The sequence below is a fragment of the Paenibacillus sp. JNUCC32 genome (genome assembly GCF_014863545.1).
Classification (GTDB): Bacteria; Bacillota; Bacilli; order Paenibacillales; family Paenibacillaceae; genus Paenibacillus_AQ; species Paenibacillus_AQ lautus_A.
This window is the reverse complement of record NZ_CP062260.1, coordinates 475,480-497,215: the sequence shown is the minus strand read 5'-3', so window position 1 is coordinate 497,215 and position 21,736 is coordinate 475,480. Positions and strand designations below refer to the sequence as shown.

At 52.7% G+C, this 21,736-nt stretch carries 18 protein-coding genes; 2 read left to right on the top strand and 16 right to left on the bottom strand.

What is annotated here, in order from left to right; genetic code table 11:
• Positions 1-22 precede the first annotated feature (22 nt).
• Positions 23-679 (bottom strand): ankyrin repeat domain-containing protein, encoded by a 657-nt coding sequence (locus JNUCC32_RS02225; protein ID WP_192572576.1) that lies wholly within the window; start codon positions 677-679, stop codon positions 23-25.
• 142 nt (positions 680-821) lie between these two features.
• On the opposite strand from JNUCC32_RS02225, the gene JNUCC32_RS02220 reads away from it, so the two are divergent.
• Positions 822-1,691 carry a LysR family transcriptional regulator gene (locus JNUCC32_RS02220; RefSeq protein WP_090909331.1) on the top strand — a complete coding sequence of 290 codons (870 nt, stop codon included), beginning with the start codon at positions 822-824 and terminating at the stop codon, positions 1,689-1,691.
• A gap of 78 nt (positions 1,692-1,769) precedes the next feature.
• Here the strand turns inward: JNUCC32_RS02220 and JNUCC32_RS02215 are convergent, their stop codons facing one another.
• The 8 genes from JNUCC32_RS02215 to JNUCC32_RS02180 form a co-directional block, all read right to left on the bottom strand.
• Positions 1,770-3,623, bottom strand: a complete 1,854-nt coding sequence (locus JNUCC32_RS02215; RefSeq protein ID WP_192570964.1) for an ABC transporter ATP-binding protein — start codon at positions 3,621-3,623, stop codon at positions 1,770-1,772.
• Entirely contained in the window at positions 3,607-5,382 is a 1,776-nt protein-coding gene (locus JNUCC32_RS02210; RefSeq protein ID WP_192570963.1) for an ABC transporter ATP-binding protein, read from the bottom strand. Before JNUCC32_RS02210 ends, JNUCC32_RS02215 begins: the two co-directional genes overlap by 17 nt.
• Positions 5,383-5,646: 264 nt before the next feature.
• A complete protein-coding gene (locus tag JNUCC32_RS02205) occupies positions 5,647-7,713 on the bottom strand; it encodes a HelD family protein (RefSeq protein ID WP_192570962.1) in 2,067 nt (688 codons plus the stop codon).
• Positions 7,714-7,914: 201 nt separating this feature from the next.
• Positions 7,915-8,754, bottom strand: a complete 840-nt coding sequence (locus tag JNUCC32_RS02200) for an ABC transporter permease (protein WP_192570961.1) — start codon at positions 8,752-8,754, stop codon at positions 7,915-7,917.
• Entirely contained in the window at positions 8,751-9,701 is a 951-nt protein-coding gene (locus tag JNUCC32_RS02195; RefSeq protein ID WP_192570960.1) for an ATP-binding cassette domain-containing protein, read from the bottom strand. Before JNUCC32_RS02195 ends, JNUCC32_RS02200 begins: the two co-directional genes overlap by 4 nt.
• A gap of 62 nt (positions 9,702-9,763) precedes the next feature.
• Positions 9,764-10,582, bottom strand: a complete 819-nt coding sequence (locus JNUCC32_RS02190; protein WP_192570959.1) for an NAD(P)H-binding protein — start codon at positions 10,580-10,582, stop codon at positions 9,764-9,766.
• Between the two features lie 50 nt (positions 10,583-10,632).
• Positions 10,633-11,526, bottom strand: coding sequence for a helix-turn-helix transcriptional regulator (locus JNUCC32_RS02185; protein ID WP_192570958.1), 894 nt, complete (start codon positions 11,524-11,526; stop codon positions 10,633-10,635).
• A gap of 278 nt (positions 11,527-11,804) precedes the next feature.
• Complete coding sequence (locus JNUCC32_RS02180) at positions 11,805-12,563, bottom strand: MBL fold metallo-hydrolase (protein WP_192570957.1); 759 nt, start codon at positions 12,561-12,563, stop codon at positions 11,805-11,807.
• Between the two features lie 126 nt (positions 12,564-12,689).
• Between JNUCC32_RS02180 and JNUCC32_RS02175 the strand changes: the two genes are divergently transcribed.
• Positions 12,690-13,121: an Lrp/AsnC family transcriptional regulator gene (locus tag JNUCC32_RS02175; RefSeq protein WP_192570956.1), complete on the top strand. Its 432-nt coding sequence runs from the start codon at positions 12,690-12,692 to the stop codon at positions 13,119-13,121.
• Between the two features lie 93 nt (positions 13,122-13,214).
• Here the strand turns inward: JNUCC32_RS02175 and JNUCC32_RS02170 are convergent, their stop codons facing one another.
• The 7 genes from JNUCC32_RS02170 to JNUCC32_RS02140 form a co-directional block, all read right to left on the bottom strand.
• Positions 13,215-14,486: a Gfo/Idh/MocA family protein gene (locus JNUCC32_RS02170; RefSeq protein WP_192570955.1), complete on the bottom strand. Its 1,272-nt coding sequence runs from the start codon at positions 14,484-14,486 to the stop codon at positions 13,215-13,217.
• 34 nt (positions 14,487-14,520) lie between these two features.
• Positions 14,521-16,134 carry an extracellular solute-binding protein gene (locus JNUCC32_RS02165; RefSeq protein ID WP_090909321.1) on the bottom strand — a complete coding sequence of 538 codons (1,614 nt, stop codon included), beginning with the start codon at positions 16,132-16,134 and terminating at the stop codon, positions 14,521-14,523.
• A gap of 50 nt (positions 16,135-16,184) precedes the next feature.
• Complete coding sequence (locus tag JNUCC32_RS02160) at positions 16,185-17,069, bottom strand: carbohydrate ABC transporter permease (RefSeq protein WP_036660074.1); 885 nt, start codon at positions 17,067-17,069, stop codon at positions 16,185-16,187.
• 18 nt (positions 17,070-17,087) lie between these two features.
• Positions 17,088-18,047, bottom strand: coding sequence for an ABC transporter permease (locus JNUCC32_RS02155; protein ID WP_192570954.1), 960 nt, complete (start codon positions 18,045-18,047; stop codon positions 17,088-17,090).
• Between the two features lie 731 nt (positions 18,048-18,778).
• Complete coding sequence (locus tag JNUCC32_RS02150; RefSeq protein ID WP_192570953.1) at positions 18,779-19,819, bottom strand: LacI family DNA-binding transcriptional regulator; 1,041 nt, start codon at positions 19,817-19,819, stop codon at positions 18,779-18,781.
• A gap of 241 nt (positions 19,820-20,060) precedes the next feature.
• A complete protein-coding gene (locus JNUCC32_RS02145) occupies positions 20,061-21,245 on the bottom strand; it encodes an MFS transporter (protein ID WP_192570952.1) in 1,185 nt (394 codons plus the stop codon).
• Positions 21,246-21,387: 142 nt separating this feature from the next.
• Positions 21,388-21,690 (bottom strand): ArsR/SmtB family transcription factor, encoded by a 303-nt coding sequence (locus JNUCC32_RS02140; RefSeq protein WP_009591021.1) that lies wholly within the window; start codon positions 21,688-21,690, stop codon positions 21,388-21,390.
• Between the last annotated feature and the right edge of the window lie 46 nt (positions 21,691-21,736).

Genomic DNA, 21,736 nt, shown 5'->3' with positions numbered 1-21,736 from the left:
TCTGCCCTCTTTTCGATATCCCTTAGTTCGCAGCCTCCATTAAGATGCGTTCGATTTCTTGATATCCCCGCTCCCGGGCGTGCTGCAGGGAAGTTACGCCGTTCCCGTCCGGAAGCTCAGGGTCTGCCCCATGATCCAGCAGCAGCTTCACGATACGCTGATAGTTCTCGCTGCCGTCACCGAGAATGACAGCCTCCAGCAGCGCGGTCCAGTTCAAATTATTAATATGGTTCACATCGACGCTGGTCCGGGTCAGCAGCTCCTGCACAATCTCCACATGACCGCGGTCGGAGGCCGGAATAAGAGCCGTACCGCCAAAACGGTTCGTAAGCGTCACATCCGCATCGGCATCAATGGCCAACCTCAGGATGTCCAGCATTCCTTCAGCACCGGCATACAAAAACACATTATTCAGTTGATGATCCCGAATATTGATATCGGCGCCAGCCTGAATCAAGGCGTCTACCGTATCGACATGATTGCGGTAGGTTGCCGCCATCACCGCCGTTCTTCCCTGTTCATCCGTCGCATCGATGTTAGCGCCGGATTGAAGAAGCTGTCGTACTTGCTCCGTATTCCCTTGCTCGGCGGATTCAATGAGTTGACGATCCATATTCTTCTTCACCTCGTGTTTCTCCGAATTTGGTTGACAGGCCGACAGGAAAAGGATCAATAGCATAGCTGTTATACGCAGCACCCGATACTCCCCCTCTTTCTATCGTATATATGGGTATGCTACCATGAGACAGAACCATATGAAAAATACTTAAAAAATTGAATTTATGAAGGTTTTTCATATACAAGGAGGTTTGCATAAGCATATGGATATCAGGCAGCTCCGCTATTTTATTGCCATCGTGGAGGAAGGCACCATCTCGCTCGCCGCCAACCGGCTTCATATATCCCAGCCGCCGCTCAGTCAGCAGCTGAAAGCCATGGAGGAAGAACTCGGATCGGTCTTGGTATATCGAAGAGGGAAGCGGCTGGAAATCACCGAATCGGGGAAAGCGCTGTACAAATACGCGCTCCAAATGACCCAGCTCATGGAAGAGGCTAAAGCCGAAGTGAAAGAGGTCGGGAACGGAGATAAAGGAACGCTGAGCCTTGGCATCAATACCCTGTCTTCGGTAGAGCTGCCGTCATGGCTCCATGAGTTCAGGGCAAGATATCCCCAAGTCTCGTATAAAATTCAGCAAAACGAGTCGTATCAGCTCTGTGAGCTCGTGCGAAACCGGTCGCTCGAAGTAGCGATCGTTCGCCTGCCGCTTGAATTGGACGATTTCTCGATCCTTCATCTGCAGACGGAGCCTTTTTACATGCTCACCTCGGAGCCATCCATCGAACAGGAGACGACCCTCCCCCATATCGCGCAGCATCCGCTTATTCTGCCAAGCACGGAAGGGCTGGGCGTGTATTATACGATCCAGATGGCTTTCTCGGAGCAGAAGCTGCAGCCCAACATCGTAGCCGAATGCTCCGACATTTCGCTGCTGCTGCGCTTGGTCTCTTCGGGGTTCGGCGTGGCGATCGTTCCCGAGACCCTGATCAAACAGCAGCTGCCCGCAGCGGTGCACGCCTTCAAAATCAAGGACACCCCGGCTGCGGCCTCCTCGGCCTTAATCTGGCTGAAGGATCACCATGTCTCCAGAACGGCGCTGAACTTCATTGACCTGTTGGCTAGCACCTTATAGATTTGCGAACCTCATCGGAGGTCCAGCAGCAAAAAGAGGACTGAGCTAATGAAGCTCCGTCCTCCAATCGGGTGCCGTTTATTTCGTGCGATACAACGAGCCTGCGACCCCCTCCCGCTCCTGCTTCTGTCCTTGGGAGTGAAGATACAGCTCTTCGTAATACCCATGGGAATCCAGCAGTTCCTCATGGGTCCCTTGCTCCACGATTCGGCCTCTGCTCATGACCAAGATTCGGTCCGCCCCCATGATGGTGGATAAGCGGTGGGCAATGACAAGGGTCGTCCGCCCCTCGGCAACGAGCTGCAGCGCATTCTGGATGAGCTGCTCCGTGTGCGAATCCAGGTTGGCGGTCGCTTCGTCCAGAATGAGAATTTTGGGCTGGAACACGATGATTCGCGCGAAGGAGATCAGCTGCCGCTCGCCGGCGGACAAGCCGCTGCCCCGCTCCGACAGCCGGGTGTCATATCCCTCCTTCATCCTCCTGATAATTGAATCCGCGCCGATAAAGCGGCAAGCCTCGATCACCCGTTCCCTGGATATGTCCTCATCGAACAGCCGCACATTGTCCAGCACCGTTCCGGAGTAGAGATAGGGCTCCTGCTGCACAAGGCCCACGATCCGATGCAGATCGGACTGCGCCAGCTCCCGGATGTCGATCCCATCAATCCGAATGCTCCCTTCGTTCACGTCGTAAAAACGGCACAGCAGGCTAATGAGCGAGCTTTTTCCCGCGCCGGTGGTTCCGACGATCCCGATCATTTCCCCGGGTTGGATATGAAGGTCCAAATCCCGAATGACCGGAGCCCCGCCTTCGTAACCGAACGTGACCCGGTCAAAGTCGACGCGGCCCTGAACCTTCGACTTCTCCATGGCCTCCGGCATGCGTCGATCCGTAACCTCAGGCTGAATCGCGAGCAGGCTCCATATCCGGTTAATCGCCACCGTCGCCGATTGCAGCGTATTCCACTGCTGGGTGATCGTATTGATCGGCTGGAAGAACAAACGGATATACGTAATAAAAGCATACAGCACGCCGAACTCCAGCGTCGTCCCCAGAACGGCTTGCCCGCCGAGCCACGTCACGAACGCAATCGCCAGGTTGTTCAATATCTCGTAGGAGCGGTTAAACAGCACATTGGTCCGGATCTCCCGGATGTTGGCTTTGAAATAAGAGTCGTTCCGCTCCTCGAACTGCTTCTCCTGCTCCTTCTGCTGATGGAACACTTGGATCAGGTTCATGCCTGAGAGATTCTCCGCCACGAAAGCCACCAGCCGGGATAACCGCGTTCTCGCCATCTGGTAGGTGTGGCGCATATACCGCCGGAACGCAATCGCGATCCCTGCAATGATCGGCAGCAGGATGAGGCAGTATAAGGTCAGCGTGACGTCCAGCTGGAACATCATCACCAGGATGAAGATCAGCGTGAAGCCGTCACGAAACAGGCTGAGCAGCACCTGGTTAAAAAACTGGTTGATCGCTTCGGTATCGCTGGATACATGCGTAATCAAGCTGCCGCTCGGCACCTTGTCGAAATACGACATCGACAGCCTCGAGATATGGGCAAACAGCCGTTTGCGAATGCTCGCTACAATGCTCTGCCCCGCTTTTTGCAGCAAATTATTTTGCAGATAGGTAAACATCATGCTGAGCAGCGATAACGAAAAATAGATGCCGCATATGATCATCAAGCTCTTGTAATCGTTCTTGCCGACCATCAGATTATCGTCGATCGCGATTTTCATCAGGTACGGCTGCAGCAGCTCTGCCGAGATGGCAATCAAGGTGCAGCCGATAAACCCGGCAAAGGTCAGCCGGTGTTCCTTCATATAACCCGATAAAGCCCGGAACGTGGAAATATACTTTGGCTTGGACTGAGGGGCGTTCAAATCCGCCTTCTGATCCAGCTGCCAATTGTTAATGGCCTGTGCCATGATGCTTCATCCCCTCTTCCTGAATGTCATGCAGCGTCCGGTACAGTCCGTCCGTAGACAGCAGTTCTTCATGCGTACCCCGCTGGACAATCTCTCCCTGATCCAGGACGATGATCTCATCGGCATGCTTCAATGCACTAATCCGGTGGGCAATGATGATCGTGGTCTTCCCCTCCCGGATGTCGCGAATCGTCTCCATGATTTCCGTCTCCGTCACCGCATCGACGGCGCTTACGCTGTCATCCAGAATGAGGATGGGCGCATCCTTGATGATTCCCCGCGCCAGGCTTGTCCGCTGCCGCTGTCCGCCGGAAAGGGTAATGCCGCGCTCCCCTAAGCGGGTCTCGAACTTGTCCGGAAACTCCGCAATGTTGTCGTACACCCGTGCCTTTCGTGCCGCTTCCTCAACGACGGCCGGTTTCGTGTCCCTTTTATAGAAGGCAATATTCTCGCGGATGGTCGAGCTGAACAGGAAGCCGTCCTGGGGAACGTAAGCGATTCCTTCGCGCAGGCTTTTTAATGTAAGCTTCCGAATGTCCTCGCCGCCGATCAGCACCTTCCCCGGAGGCGGGTCGTAGGTGCGCAGCAGCAGCTTCATCAGCGTGGTTTTGCCGCTTCCCGTACGGCCGATAATGCCCAGCGTCGCGCCGGGCGGAACGCTCAGCCGAATGCCGCGCAGCACCTGCCTGGAACCTCCTTCATGGCCGTCCAAAGCATCGTAGGAAAAAGATAAATCCCGCACCTCAATCCCTGGATACTCCAGATTCAGCTCCTTGGCGCCAGGCAGTTCCTTAATGTCGGCCTGCTTATCAAGCAGATCGTTCAAGCGGTCAAGCGAGGCCCTCGCTCTCTGGACGACATTAATGACATTCCCGATCTGCTGCAGCGGGTTCATCAGCATGCGAATGTAAAGCGTCAATGCGACAAAGTTACCGACCGAGATGCGTCCCATGATCGTTAAGTAACCGCCGAATGAGAGGGCGATAATAAGAGAGGATGCGCCAAGAAACGGAATGATCGATTGAAAGAGCGACGACACACGCACCAGCCGCAGCTGCTTGTCCCGGATGCTGTCCACCGTCGTCCCGAACCGCCGTTTCATCGTCTCTTCCACCGCAAACTTCTTCGTGACGCGGATCCCGCCAAACTGCTCCTCCGCCGATTCCGTCATCACGCCCAGCGCTTCCTGAACCTGAAGCGATCTTCTCCTGATGATCGGCCCGAGCCAGACAACGATGATCGGTATCAGCAGCAAAGGAACGATGCTTGCGGCCACCAGATACAGCGGAACATTCGTTATCAGCAGCATGACTATCGTGGAGACCAGCAGGATCGAGGCGTTTGCCGTCTGATTGATCCCCATCGAGATCGCTTCCCTTACCGTCGTCACGTCGTTCATGAAATAACTTAGCAGCTTGCCGACGCCGTTCTTGGAATAAAACCGCTCGCTGAGCCCCGTAAAATGGACAAACAGGCGGCGCCGGTTCATAAATTCGAAATAACGTCCCGTGTACATGACCAGAAACTGGCCGATCCCGCCGATGACGGCAAAGCCGACGCCGATACCCAGCAGCGTCCAGCTGTACTGCACAACGCCGCCGACCGACAATAAACCATCCTTCAATTCATCCGTGAAATTGCCCAGCACCCTCGGGAAATTCACGTGGATGATATTGGCTACCAAGTGACAGCAAATCGACAACACATAAAATGGCCACGTCTTCCTGAAAAAGTCTCCAAGTATTCGATGAGAGTCCAATGTCCCATATCACTTCCTGTCCTGTTATTGGATTATTCAGTCCGTTACGTTCCCCCTTCCATACGTTTGCTGTGATGCTCCCATATTAATAGTTTCTAGATATAAAGGAGTCCTCCTTCCTAAACCGCCTGATGTTTTATTTAAATTTAGACATAACGTCAATCAAGGTCATTCGAGTCCAATAATCTAAAGATAGAGCCGCGCCCATGGGGCGCGACTCCGGATAACGATATATTCTTACGCATGGCAAAATCCTGATCCGGTTTACGCCGAGCCGGCCAACCATACCGCGGGCTCGCCGGAATAGGTCAGCAGCAGCTTATGCATGGCCCGGGTACAGGCAATATAGAGCAAGCTTCGATCCATCTCGGTACGATAGTTTGCGGCGCCCGCAAAAGGAACGATAACCTTGTCGAATTCCAGCCCTTTGGCCATATGGGCGAAGGTGATCGTGATTCCCTCCTGAAAGCGGTCGCTGCTAAAATCGAGCAGGCTCACGTTGTCCGTTAACCCCCTGACCGTCTCGTACACCTGCCGGGCTTGCGATGACGTTTTGCATATGATCCCCATCGTCTGCATCCCGGAATTCGGAAAGTTTCGGGTGAGCTCTTGAATGAACGCCAGTTCCTGCGCCGCATCATGACACCGGATCAGCAGCGGTTCTTCACCATGCCGCTCCACGGGAATCATGGTGCTGCGCGGATGGATCCGCTTTGCAAGCTTCATGATTTCCAGCGTGGAACGATAGCTTTTTACCAGTTCGATCGTATCGGCTTGGGGAAACACGCGCTGGATATCGGGCAGCGAGGTTGAAGTATACACGTTGACCGATTGGTTGCTGTCGCCGAGAATCGTCTTTTTGCAAGCAAACCATTTGGAGATGACGGCATACTGAATCGGAGTATAATCCTGCATTTCATCGACCAGCAGATGCTTTACCATATCGAAGGAGGCACTCCCTTCCAGATGCATCTTGAGGTAAATCAGCGGAAAAACGTCAGCGTATTCGATCGTTCTCCTCCCCTTCATGATGAACAGATCCGGTATGTTCCGATATGAGAAGAATGCCTTGTACAGGCTTAACGCATTTTGATATGTGAACATTTTTCGGATCGCGGCTTTGACTTTATTGGCTTCCGCCGAAGTCAGCCTCTCGCCGTCCTCCGTACGGGCCTGCCCCGACAGGACCGAGGCGGTCTTCTCCAATCGCTGCCTGACCGGCAAACTCATGGTGCCAAGGTATTTATCCATAACCTCCGAGGCCGGTATGAGCACCCCCTTCATCTGAATATCCGTAGGCTGGAAAAATTGCTGATCACCATATTCCAGATAAGCATCCAGCTCATGCACAAAATCCAAACCGGCCTTGTACCGGATCCGTTCGATGGCCTGCTCGTCATGGGCGTGTACGATTTCGTCCACCTGTTCGGAGAAGGTCTGGAACTGGCATAATCCTCGGAGCTCTTTGGCAGCAAGCTCCTCCATCGTGACCTCCATGATTTTCTCTTCGCCAAGCTCCGGCAGCACGCTCGATATATAATCCGAGAACACTTTATGGGGGGATATGATTAGCACGTTGCTGGAAGTCAAGGTTTCCTTATGGCGATACAGGAGAAAGGCCACCCTGTGCAGGGCCACCGAGGTTTTGCCCGAGCCTGCCGCTCCCTGAATGATCAGCTCATGCGCTGTTTCGTTTCGGATGATGGCATTTTGCTCCTGCTGGATGGTAGCCACGATATTCTTCATCTTCTCGTCCGAGTTGCTGCTGAGCTCCTTCTGCAGCACGTCGTCATTGATGTTCATGGAGCTCTCGATCATATATTCCATGTGGCCGTCTTTGATTTTATACTGCCTTTTGACGGTAATTTCGCCCTGCAGCCTCCCCATGGGCGCTTCATACGACGCAGGGCCGGCATTGTAATCATAAAACAGGCTGGCCACCGGCGAGCGCCAATCATAGATGAGATGCTCCTGACTCTCCGGGTTCGTGAACGAATGGGTGCCGATATAGTAGGCGCCTTCTTCTTCCTTCGGTTCATTCGTACGAAAATCCACCCTCCCAAAATAAGGCGAGGCAAGCAGCTTGCGCATCCTCTGCAGCCTGGCCGCCTGTTTCTCTCCGGTATCGATCGACAAAGAAATATCAACCCGGTTGGCCGCACGCTCCGCCGCATCCAATTGGGCCATGTTGACCCACAGGTATTTCTTGGCTTCAATGATATCCTTATACGAATCGGACACCTTCCCCTCTAATTCCTCCGATGCCCGTTGAAGCTCCTTTAATACCAATGCAAGATATTCCCGCTCTGCGTTTTCGTTTGGATTCAGCACTCCGATTTCCCCCTCTTCGCTAAAGAATAGCTCTAAGTATAGGGGTTTCCCGAAAAAAATATAGACTTATACTTTCCGTTGTAGTATTGTGTATTTATCGTGGGTCCAAAAATAGCGATACGATGGACATAGACTGCAAATGACGTACCATAGATAAAAACCAGGCTGCATGTTCATGCAGGCCTGGTTTTTTTGTGCTTGTTACCGCTCGTTTTTCGTCTGGTACAGATAAAGCGTAAGCGGGGCAAATATCCCCATAAACAGCGCGCAGACTCCGATTCCGGTCATGATCACGGCCGGGCCTGCCGTACCGCTCATCAGCGCCCTGACGGTGGTTGCCGCCATACTGACGGGATTCAGATCAATGAGGGTCGCTGTCCATTTCGGCATCGTCGACGAATCCACCAGAATGCTGCTGGCGAACAGCAGCGGATATATCGCGATCATGCTGGACCCCGACACCGTCTCCGGCCGCTTGGCCACGACGCCGACCAGCGCAAATATCCAGCTGACGCTGAAGGCAAACAACAGGATGAAGGCTATGGCGCACAACACCTGAACGGCACTGCCTTCGGGGCGGAAACCCAGCGCCACGCCCGTACCGAGGGCAGCAGTAACGCCGGCCGCATAACGCAGCCCATCCGTAAGGATGGAGCCAATCACGGATGCGGGCTGCCAGAAGGGCAGCGTTCGGAAACGATTGTACACCCCTTTGGTAATATCCGAGCATATCGTGGTTCCGCTGTACACTGTCATGGGAACGACCGTCAGGATCAGGATGCCGGGCAAGAGGAATTGAATATAAGCCCCGGTTGACCCGGCCATGGCACCGCCGAACAGGTAACTGAAGATGAGCAGCAGCAGAACCGGCGACAGAACCGCATCCATCACCAGACCAAACCCGTTATGCTTGGTATGCTGCCAGGTTCTCCACATAAAGATTCGGATCGACGTCAGGATAGAAGGAGGATCGATGACCGCTCGCCGAACCGTCGGCAAGCCGTCCTTATTCGCTGTCGCTGTATGCTGGTTTGCACTCATGGAGCGCCTCCTTTCGACTTTGCGTCGGTCAGGGACAGAAAGACCTCATCCAGACTCGGCTCGCTTAAGGCAAAATAGTCAATGGCGAACCCGTTCTCCATCAGCGTATGGATGGCCTTATGGGCAGCAATCGCATCCTTCACCGGGATCTTATGTACCAACGGATGATCGTCCTGCAATACGGTCAGGGCGTGCGCCTCGTATAACCACGTACCCAATTTATCCCGATCGGCCTGCTCGTTGAATTGGACGGTTAACGTCCTGTCGCCAATCGAAGCCTTCAATTGCCGGGGCGTCCCTTCGGCTATCAGGTTCCCTTTATCCATCACGGCAATCCGGTCCGCCAGTTGATCAGCTTCCTCCAAGTATTGGGTTGTGAGCAGCACCGTAGTCCCCCGTTTCAAGAGCGACCTTACAACATCCCACACTTGAACACGGCTTTGCGGGTCCAGTCCCGTCGTCGGCTCATCCAGAAAAATAACATCGGGCTCGGTAACGATACTGGCGGCAATATCCAGCCGCCTCCGCATCCCGCCGGAGTAATGCTGCACCGCGCGATCCTTCGCTTCGCTGAGTCCGAAGGCTTCGATCAGCTCCTCGCTTACGGACCGGGCCGCTTTTGCCGAATGACCGTAAAGCCTGGAGATCAGCTTTAAATTCTGAAGACCGGAGAGTCCTTCATCCAGTGCCGCAAACTGGCCCGTCAAGCTAATCCTTCTCCGAACGTTTCGGGCATGGCCCACGATATCAAATCCGGCTACGCTGGCGCACCCGCCATCCGGCTTTATCAAGGTGGATAACATATGGATGGTGGTTGTTTTTCCGGCGCCGTTCGGACCTAACAAGGCAAAGAGCTCTCCTTGTTCGACTCGCAGATCGATTCCTCGAACGACCTCCGTTCCGTTATAGGATTTACGAAGCCCTTTCGTTTCAATGGCGTAAGACAAGTATCACATTCCCTTCTCTTCCTTTATCATCGCGGTCTCCATCATCTTAAGAAGGCCCGCTCTTAAAAATCGTCCAGATGATCACGGACCCAATCGGCAAGCGTTGCTGCCGGCCGCCCCGTGACCTCCTCCACCGTCGGCAGTACCGTATAACCGATCTCGGGCGGATTTTTTCCCATTTGCACAAAAAACTCAATCGACTCTTCGTCGTAGCCCTGCTCTCTCCATTGCTCTCTCGCCTGTTCCTCGGTCAGTTCGACAAAACGGATCTCCTTGCCTGTTACCTCGCTTATGATCCGAACCGCTTCCGTTCGCGAGAGGGCCTCCGGTCCCGTAAGGAAATATTCTTGGCCATGGTGACCTTCCTCCAGAAGTGCGGCAACGGCCACGCGAGCGATATCGGCTTCATGGATTCTCGCACTCAACGCATGGCCGAACGGCTCGCGGACAACGCCTTCGTCACGGATCGATTCCTGCCAATCGGTCCGTATATTCGCCATAAACTCACCGGGCTTGAGCAGGGTCCATTCCATTCCGCTGTTTCGCAGAGCTGCTTCTACGGGACCTTCTTCATAGCCCACCAATACCGTTACCCGCTTTACGCCCGCCTTCTCGGCCAGCTCGATAATCCGCGGATCCGTCTGAAGGGTTCCGTAAGCCTCATCGCTGGAAATGATCAGATGCATCGCGGTTACGCCTTGCAGGGCGGGGATCAGACTATCCGGGTCATTGAGATTGCCGGCATACATCTGAACGCCCTCGGGCACTTTCGCCTGCTGCGGATGGCGTGAGATCGCTCTCACTTCGTTTCCTTGCAGCACAAGCTGCTGCACGATGTGTTTTCCAACGGTTCCGGTAGCGCCTGTTATTAAAATGGTCATATGGAAATCCTCCTTGTGCGTTGATTAAAGGTATGCGTATATTTGTTGCGTCATGGTTCGTAACGTTTACGGATGTCCTCCAGCTCTTTCAGCAAATCTTCCTTAAGCTCCGGCGGCGAGAGGATCTCCACCTTGGCACCGTAGCTTAGGATCACCGAGACAGCATACGCTTTGGTGTAGAAGATGGTTTGGACATCCAAGCATCCCTCGCTGGAGGCGCATGCATCCGGAAACTGCTCGATCACCCGCGGACCGGCGGACGGATCGAAACGAAGATGCGCCTCAATTCCCTGCACTTCCTCTTGTTCCTCCCGCTCCAAGCCCTCTCTTCGGAGGAACGTGTTCTCGGATATTTCAAGACCGGTTATGCGAGATACCCTGAAAATTCGCTTCGACTGCTGGAGCAAGCAGTAAGCTTCCAAATACCAGACGCCTTGTTCCCAGTACAGCTGCAGCGGCTCCACTTGCCGCTCTGAGCGGCTGCCGGATGCGCTGGTATAATGAAGGGTTATCAGGTTCGAGCCTTCAATGGCTTTCAACATTTGCCGGACCCATGTCCGCTCATGTTCCGACGTGCTCATCTCGACTATGATTTGTTCATGACATCCTCCGTTCAACAGGGCAGGCTGCAGGGTTCCGAGCTTATTCATGATCGCTGTATATCTCCCTTTCACAGTCCCTTCGATGCCCTTTAAGAGATTATAGATAGCCAAAAAGTCATCCACGGAGAAGTGCTGCCTCGTCAGGTAGAACCCGCTCATCAGTTCAAACCCGCCATCCGCACCGGGATAGGAAGCGATTGGAATGCCGGCCTGATTGATGAGGTCCACATCGCGGTAAATCGTGCGAACCGAAACCTCGTACCTAGCAGCCAGCGCCGTGGCGGTCACTCTTCTTTTGGTCAACAATTCCATCGTAATGCCAAGCAGCCGGTCCAGCTTCATCGTTTACACTCCTTGCGTTTTCGTCCTTTTTGACTTCTGAATCGAATGTTAAACCATAAATCCTGACATCTAGCATGTCAGGATTAAATTACGTTCCCGTTGAAATAGGGATTATTTTTATGAAAAGCAGTAGATGAGGCGGGACAACAAAAAAAGCTCCGTATCACGGAGCTTCCTGCATAGATTATATCATATTCAGACGGTCTCACTGCTGCTGAAGCCATCGGATGGCAGCAAGCTTTTCCCGCTGCTATAGCAAACGGCAACGTGTTGCGGTTTTACGCTTTCCACTCGACCCATTGGCCATCCTGCGGAATTTCGATTCGCGAGCCAAGGCCTTCAGCTGCCAGACGACCGGACAGCGCTTCTCTTGTCACAAGGCAGTGGTTGATGGCTTCCATATGGACCGCAACGGCCTTCGTATATGGAGCATACCGCAGCAGTTCGATCACATCGTCCTCATCCATGATGATCGGGTCCCCCGCGAGAAACCGGGCGCCGCCGGCATTGACAACCGTCATATCGGACTTATGTGCATCGAGCGCTTCTTTCACTTCATCGCACCAGATGGTATCGCCCGCTATATAAAGCGTCGGGTGTCCTTCTGCTTTCAGAATAAAGCCGGATACCTGCCCCATCATCTGGCCGATCTCACCGGTTCCATGCCGGCCGCCGGTTCGGATGATCGAGATTCCTTCATATTCCAAGGATTCCGATACTGCCGTCACGGACGCAAAACCCTGTGAAGATAAGGTATCCTCATCTCCCGGTTGGCACAGGATCGGCGTTGACTTCGGCAGTGCGTCGATCGCGTCTTGATCCCAGTGATCCGGGTGCAGGTGCGTGACCAGCACCGCGTTCGGACGGAGCTTGTCAGCCATGGAGAACGGCAGCGGGACAAGCGGATTCCGTCTGTCATTCGCGGAGTTGAAGACGGGCGGGTTCGCCTTGGCATCGCTAAACATCGGATCGACCAGCAGTTCAAGATGGGCGTACTGTATTCTTAACGTAGCATTACGTATAAGCTGAAGTTTCACTTTCATTTCCCCTTTGTTTCAATTAATATGGTTCTTAAACCCATTATAGAGATCGCTATAATTCCTGCCTACGGCTTCGTGAAAGGAATTAGGGGAACTCACTTTCATCGTGAAAGGAACATTCGCATGCCAAGCGCTCATGGATTCGACGAAGTCGATCTTCGCATATTGCAGCACCTGCTCGAGGATGCAAGCCTGTCTCACAAAGCGATCGGACAGCGGGTGCATTTGACGGGACAAGCCGTCGGGGCCCGCGTTCGCAAGCTGCAGGATCTGGGTGTCATTGAAGGCTTTACGCTTCGTTGGAATCCGGACAAAATCGGTCTGACCGTACACGCTTTTGTCACCGTGTTCTTGGCCTTACATACGGCTCATTCTCCTTTCCTGTCCTTTATTCAGTCGCACGACATGGTCGCCGAAACCCACCGCGTCAGCGGTGAGGGTTGTTATTGGCTCAGGGTACGGGCGGGTTCGCCCAAGGATTTGAACGATTTTCTGGAAGAGCTTCTGAAGTACGGGAATTATAAAGTCAGCCTGTCCATTGACCAGGTCAAATAAAAAGAAGAAGCGGGCTGTCCCCAGGATCAGCCCGCTTCTTCTTTTAAAACTATTGTGAATTTTTCATATGATGAAATTTAAATATAATTCCGTTTATTTTACCGCGTTTTCTTCAGCCATCAATTCCCGCGCATATTCGTTCAGATTGATGGACCGGCCTTGATTCAGCCTTGATTTCTCCGCTGCGAACGCGATAAGATGGCTCCGCACGGAGGCGCTTGCCGACGTCAGGCTCTCCTGTCCATTATAGCTCCGAACCTCTCTCAGGAAGCTGGCCACGATCCCGCTGTCGCCCCCGCCATGTCCGCTGGATTGCGAAGGAATCGTAATCTCCGTCTTCTGACCGGTCAGGAAATCGTATACCGTGATCTTGCCTTCCTCTCCCCGAAGCTCGCCGCGGGTACCCATAATTTGGATTCTGCGCTCCTGTTCATGCGTAAATCCGCACATGCTGAACATCGCGGTGGCCCCGCCCTCAAACTCCATATTGACGACCTGATGATCAACGACGTTGTTATCGCTCCGATATACGCAGCGGCCATAGTCCGTCTCGCGAAGCCCCTGAATAATGTTCGGCTTGGTCAGCTCCTGGGTAAAATGCCTTGCCCAGCCCTTGTACTCATCGCTCAAGTAAAACCGGGGAGCGGAATAGGGACAGACGGGTTCCACTTTGCAATCCAGGCATCGGTCCCCCGAGCCTTCGGGCGCCTGGTCCTCACGAAAATGCATCAGCGAGCCAAACGAAGTGACCTGCGTGCAGGGACGGTCCATCAACCAAGACAGCACATCCATGTCATGGCACGATTTGGCCAGAATCATCGGGCTTGCCTTGTCGGAGTTATTCCAATTCCCCCGCACGAAGCTGTGCGCCATATGCCAATATCCCACGTTCTCGTTCAACTGGATCGAAGCCACCTCGCCGATGGTCCCTTCCTGAAGCACGCGTTTAATGGCACTCCAAAAGGGGGTATACCTCAGCACATGGCATATGGTCAAAAGCCTGTTGTTACGGATGGCGGCCTGCTCCATCTCCAGGCATTCCTTCGGTTCCGGGGACATCGGCTTCTCCAAAAGCACGTGATACTGTTTCTCCAAGGCCTGCATGGTTGGGCCATAGTGCATACGGTCCTGCGTACAAATGACGGCGATATCGGCAAGCCGGGCCTCGGCCAGCAGCGGTTCCCAGGTTTCGTAACACCGCTCCGGCGGGATGCCATGCTCCTCGGCAAATCGGGTGCGCCGCGCCGGATCGGCCTCGGCTACGGCCACGAAGGCCAGTTCATGCGGGTAGTCCAGGGCATAGGGGGCATACCCCCCGGCGCCGCGCGCGCCTGCCCCGATCAATATGGCTTTCAATTGTGTCATCTCATGTCGCTCCTTTAATGTTCTGGTAATTGTCTTATTCGGTATATCGGTCGGCCGCGGATTGATAAATGGACAGATAGCGCTCCGACCCCATCTTTTGCAGGTTAGCGACATACTGGTCCCAGTTATCAAAAGACTCGTTGCCGGCTATGAATTTGTCCCGCATCTCGTCCACGTACGTGTGAATGTCGGTCTGGATTCCGGTAAGCTCGGACTGCTCATCGGCCGTAAAGTTAAACGGCGGCCAGACCTTGTCTTGAGGGATGACGTACGGCTCGGCTTTCTTTGCGTTTTCTACGGACGTCGGCAAGCCTTCCGCTCCCTTGAAATATTTCTGCGTCACGAAGCCCGGATAATATCCGCCGGGCCATATCAGATACTGCCCGACCGCTTGGTCCAGGTTGAGACCCTCCGGATTGTTCTTGATTTCGTCCACGTAATCCACATTGCCGGCCGCATCTTCCTTATACGTTTCGTCTTTCCAGCCCATGAAGAACATGCGGATGCCTTCGTCGCTGTAGAAATAATCCATCCAGCGGATCAGCGCGGCCGGATTCTTCGCTTTATCGGTCAGGACAAACATCCCGATGTTCCCCAGCGGGGAGCCTGTAGCGCTGAACATCTGATCGCCGTGCGGCCCCTTCAATACCGGAAGCCCCACATAACCCTCCTGGTTGTAGATGGCGACCGGGTCCACGTTATCGACAACGCCGAGAAGGCCTTCCACGCCTTTAGCGTCCACCTCCGTGCTCTTCACGGACATGATATCCTGCTCCAGCAGGCCGTCCTTATACAGTTTGTTCACGAATTGAAGCAGTTCCTTGTATCTTGGATCCGTCGGAATGAACCGGACCTTCCCGCTCGCCGGGTCGGTATCCACGTTAATGTTCGAGGTTCCGTGATAATTAAGGCCGAAAGAACCCCGCAAATAGTTGACGATGCCGGCGGTTCCTACGCCACCCCAAGCATATTCATCCTTCTGGCCGTTGCCGTTCGGATCCTTCTCCTTGAACGCCTTCAACATATCGTAGAATTCATCCAGCGTCTGCGGCTCTTGAAGCCCAAGCTTGGTCAACCACTCCGTCTTCACCCACGGCGTTCCGTACAGCACGGACCGGAATTCCGGGTCATACAGCGTCGGCAGCCCGTAAATGTTGCCGTCCGGCATCGTAATCCCCTTCTCGATGACCGGATATTTCTCCATCAACGCTTTAAAATTCGGCGCGTATTGATTTATCAGGTCATTCAACGGGATAAAAGCGCCCTGCTTGCCGTACTTCAGCAAATCCGCCCTCGGGAATGCGGAAGCATAGAACATCTCCGGATAATCGCCGCCGGCAAGCAGCAGGTTGCGTTTTTCGGCCAAATTGTCTTTATGCACCGTGTCCCACTGCACCTTGATATTGGTCATTTTCTCATATTCCTGCCACAGTTTGATGTTGTTCCAGTCGGCATTGGCAAAGAACTTTCCGGCAAAGCCGGTCACCGTCATCTTGTCGTCGACAATCGGAAATCCCGTTTCATTTATCGCGGCTTTCCCTTCATCGGCCGAGTCCGTTCCGCCCGAACCCTTCGGGCTGCAGCCCGCCGCCAGCGATACCGACAACATGCAGGTCAACAGAAAACTTCCCCATTGCTTCAGCTTCATCCGTAATCCTCCCCTTTATCGTGTTCCATCCATTTATCCATGCAAGGAATTTATCCTTTGATGGCCCCGATCATCACGCCTTTGACAAAATATCGCTGCAGGAACGGATAGAGCGCCAGCACCGGAATATTGGCCACGACCAACACCGCGTACTTGATGCCCTCCACTTCCCTTTGCTGCTTGATCGCCGATTCGGTCGACATTTTGACCATGTCGTTCGTTTGTCCCTGAATCAGGATTTCGCGCAGGATGAGCTGCAGCGGAAATTTATCTTTGTCCGATAGATACAACAGTGCATTGAAGAACGCATTCCAATGACCGACCGCATAGAAGAGAATGGTCACCGCGATAATCGGCATGGACAACGGCAATATGATCCGGGTCAATATTTTGATGTTCGAGCAGCCGTCGATGGTCGCGGCCTCCTGCAGCTCGCCGGGAATGGACTGCTGAAAAAAGGTGCGCATGATGATGATGTTCCAGATGGATACGGCATTCGGGATAATCATGACCCAGAGCGTGTTCAGCATGCCGAGGTTCTTGATCAGCAAATACGTCGGAATAAGCCCTCCGCTGAAAAACATCGTGAAAACCAATAGTGCCATGATGGCATTTCGCCCGACAAAATCCTTCCGCGACAGCGGATAGGCCGCAAGAATGGTCATCGTGAGGTTGATGAACGTGCCCAGCGATGTGTACACCAGCGTGTTGGTAAAGCCGCTGATGATATCCTGGTTCTGGAATATTTTCGCGTAGGAATTCAGGTTGACTCCCTTTGGCCACAACAGCATCTCGCCCCGCAGAACCGCCTGCGGGTCGCTAAACGATGCGCTGAGCACAAAAAGCAGCGGGTACATGACGATGATGGTGACCAGGATCAGAATCGCATAGTTGATGACATTAAAAATACGGTCCCCTCTGGATTCAATTTGCATGGTTCGATGCTCCCCTCTTTACCAAAGACTTGTTTCGCTAACCCGCTTCGAAATAAAGTTCACCGCAACCAGCAGAATGAAATTGATGACGGAATTGAACAATCCGATCGCCGCGGAGAAGCTGTACTCGGCATTCTGGATCCCCATTCGGTAGACATAGGTGGCTATAATGTCGGAGCTCTCCATATTCAGGTTGTTTTGCATCAGGAGCACCTTCTCGAACCCGATGCCCATAATGCTGCCCATGTTCAGGATCAAGAGGATGATGATCGTTGGCATGATGCCCGGGATGTTAATATGCCATATGCGCTGAAGCCTGGTCGCACCATCGACACGCGCGGCTTCGTGCAGCTGGTTGTCAATGCCGGCAAGGGCAGCCAAATAAATAATGGAGCTCCAGCCCATGGTCTGCCATACATCCGACAGCACGTACAGGGACTTGAACCAGGAGGGCTCCGTCATGAAATTGATCGGCTGGCCTCCAAACATTTCAATGAAATGGTTGATGATGCCGTAACGGGGGGACAGGAAGATCATCATCATCCCGACAACGACCACGGTAGAAAGAAAGTGAGGAGCATAGGTGATGGTCTGCACGAATTTCTTGAAACGTTCGGCCCGTATCTCATTCATGAGCAATGCCAGAATAATCGGGATCGGAAAACCGACGGCCAGGCTGTATAAACCGATGCCCAGCGTGTTCTTGATCAAGCGCCAGAAATAATAGCTGTTGAAAAATCGGTCAAAGTGCTCAAAGCCGACCCACGGACTGCCCCATATCCCTTGCGTTGCAATAAAGTCCTTAAAGGCGATCTGGATGCCGTACATCGGAACGTACTGGAACAGGACGTAATAGGCGATGACCGGTGAAATCAGAGCATAAAGCTGCCAATTACGAAGGATGCGATTCCACATGAAGCGCTTACGCTTCGTATCGGAAACCGCTTTTGCTGCGGGCTGCAGGGTCGTATTTGCCAATGAGCATCACCTCGGTATGTATTGGTTAATCTAGAAACGCCAACAAAACAAACAATTACATTCCATGGTCCCCCTGCTCAACCGGATTCCTTCAGGGGATCGTGTTCTCTTCCTATGGATCTAGCGGGTAAAGCACTCGGTTTACGATTTCCCTCCTTTGCTCCGTTATCGTCATCTGACAAAACGACAACCGCATTAAGGCTCAGTTATTCAATGCGGCATTCCAGGAATTCCATGTCATAAATAATGACACCTTCTGAGTTTATAAATAAAATCCGATGGAGTCGGACGTTATTCTAGTGATTTGGAATTATTTTTGGACAATATCATGTTATATTTGGATTTATTTTGGATAGATATCGATACTTGCATGAGTTTGAACTTGCAAACCGAAGGGTCTTCAACTTCTCTACGGGGAATATTTTGTATCACTAGATTACCTTTATATAAAAGGAATGAAAACGCAATCAAATATATGAATGGCATGATACAGGCGTTGATTACCTAACTCCAAAAAAGGAAGATTCAGCGCCAAACACCTCATTGATTTTCACTCATAATAATATAGGCATTTGGCAAAGTCAAACACTTTTTTGGATCTTTTTGGCGTGAAATGATTTATTTTTTGGTGAGCAACAGCAAAAAACAGCCGCCGCTTTTCAAGCCGACGGCTGTTTGATCATCTTTTCTCTTCTTCAAATGTCAGTTAATTAAACATAGGAAGTTATATTTTACTCATTTCGGGTAAATCTGGAGGATTCCCGCACAATCAATGAGCATGGCAGCAATATCTTGGTTGCCATCGGAAAATGGCCATCCAAATAATCCACAATCGATTTGGCCGCTACCCTGCCGATTTCGTATTTGGGAACGGATACGGAGGACAGCGGCGGCGTTGTATACTGGGCCACATCGATGTTATCCATTCCTACGATCGCGATATCCTCCGGTATGCGGCCGCCGTTCTCGACGACGGCCCGCATGGCTGGAATGGCAAGCATGTCGCTTGCACAAAAAACTGCCGTCGGCCATTGCCCTTTGGGAAGCCCTCCCAATAGCTCGGACAACTTACTGAAGCTTCGATCCACGTTCCATCCGGTGTTCATCTGCCACTCCTCGCGCACCTCCAAGTTGGCCTCGAGCATAGCGAATTTGTATCCGACATACCGTTCCTCGCTTTCCATCTGCTTGGAATATGCTGGGCCTCCGATATAAGCGATCCGCGAATGCCCTTGGTCGATCAGGTGGCGTACGGCTGCCCTCGCCGATAGGATCCGGTCACAGTCTACTATCGGGACGTTCAGCCGGTCATCATTCAAACTCACGCCCATGATGGCAACTCCGGCCTGCTGCATCAGCTCAAACAGCTCCTTGTCGTACCAGCTGATGGCTACAATACCCTGCGCTCCCGTCTCCCTCAGCATGAGCCGTATCCGGTCCGCATCCCCGACCTCTTCGCATGTGCGGACGATAGCCGGGGGCTGGCCCAGCTCCTCCATTTTTTTATGAAAACCGGCTAGAACCGTTGAAAAATACGGGTGATCGTCCATCAGATGTTGGGGGACGACACAGACAACCCGTTTGTCGGCCGTATTGTAAGCATGTACGCTTCGGGGTGGTTCATGTAGTTTATAACCGAGTTCAAGCGCCGCTTCCCGAATTTTCTGCTTGGTTTCTTCATTGACCGGACGGTTAGCATCGTTGCTGATGGCCCGCGAAACCGTGGATATGGATACGCCGACCCTTTCGGCGATGTCTTTAAGCTTAGCCAATCGATCTCCTCCTCCTGCAAAATTTGGAACCAAATTTTCCGCTATCATTGATCATAGCATAAACGTTCCGGTTGGAGGGCGTCAAATGGATGTCCATTTGGCTGTACGAGGAGTCTCGGCCTCAGCCGTAGCTACTGCTTTCTTCCCTTATCGAATTTTAGTAACAAAGCCGGTCTCAGCAGCGATGCTGCCGGAGCATCGCAGGTCCCGGAGCAGCAGGCTGTTACAATCGGTCATGCCTTCAAGCATCGAGAGCCGCGTGATCCGTGCTCTCCTGCTTATTGGATTGAAACAGTACAAGCGACACAACCGCGGCTATTGCAACGCCCGCAGCGCCGATCCAGGCGATGGACGACAACGAAATTCGTTCGATCGCGATTCCTCCGATACCCGCGCCTGCCGCCATGGACAGCTGCATCATGGACTGGTTCAGGCCAAGCATGACCCCCGAGGAATTCGGCTCCAGCTGGACGAGATTATACTGCTGCGTGGGCCCGGATGACCAAGCGGCCAGCGACCAAATCACGAGTACGGCAAACACGAGCATGACGGATGCGCCCGCATCGGTAAAAGTCAGGACGATTAAAGCAATAATATGCAGAAGCATGCCGCCGATTAAGGTAAGCGGTACTCCCCATCTGTCCGTGCTGAACCCTCCGAACTTGGAGCCGATGAGACTGGCAATGCCGAAGGCAAACAGGGCTGAACTGATCCATTGTTCGTTCAAACCGCTCACGTTCAGAAGATAAGGGGACAGGTACGTATAGGCGACGGAATACCCGCCCAGCCAGAAGAACGTAATCGCCAAACCAAGTGCCACTTTGGGTTTCTTGAGCAAGGCGAACTGCTGGAGCAGCGGGACAGGGGCATCGCCTGTTGTTTTGGGAATGGCCTTATGCAGGACAAACATCGAAATAATCCCCAGGACGGCAATCAACCCGAACACCGACTTCCATCCAAAAGCAGCGGCTGCGACTCGTCCGAGCGGAACGCCTATGATGAGCGAAGCCGTGAAGCCCATGACCACCGTGGCGATCGAGCTCGCCTGCTTGCCTGGCGGCGCGATTTTGGCGGCGATTCCAAGCGCCGTGACAACCACCATGCCAGCGCCCATCGCCATAAGTACGCGGGCAATGACAAACGGGATATATCCCGGCAGAGCGAATGACAAAAGATTGGCAACCACAAACACGCCTAACGAATAGACCAGCAGCTTCCGTCTCTCCACCTTAGCCGTCAATGCCATAAGCACGGGAGTCAAGATTGCGTATACCAACGAGAAAATCGTGATTAGCTGGCCGGCAGCGGTGATGGTAATCCCTAACGAATCCGCGATTTTATCCAACACCCCCGATATGATATACTCCGACGTCCCTACTAAAAAACTGACGATTGCCAAAACATAAATTTTCCATGAACCTGTCATGATTCCACTCCTTTATTTTATATTTACATATCGTGAATTGTCGATATGTTAAACCAATGAAAAGACATATCGCAATATATAGATACGTAATGCGGAACAAAACTGAATATTCCTTACTCTAAGGAAACATTCAGTTCCTGTTCTATATCTCCTGCTTCAAATACTCTCCGATTTCCCGGATCACTTCTTCATCCCGCTTATAATACGTAAATTTCCCCAAGCGTTCCGTCTTGATCAGGCCTGCCCGATGCAGAATCGATAAATACTGCGATGCTGTGGACTGCGTCATGTTCAATTTCTCGGTCACCTGGCTTACGCATACCCCGATTTCCCTCATATCAATCCCTTCGTGGGGCGTAAAATGCTGTTCCGGTTCCTTGAGCCACTGCAATATTTCCAGTCTTGATTCATTGGACAACGCTTTAAACACTTCGATTGGTTTCATACGTATCATTATATCGAGATTTATCGATATGTCAATCCTGATTCCT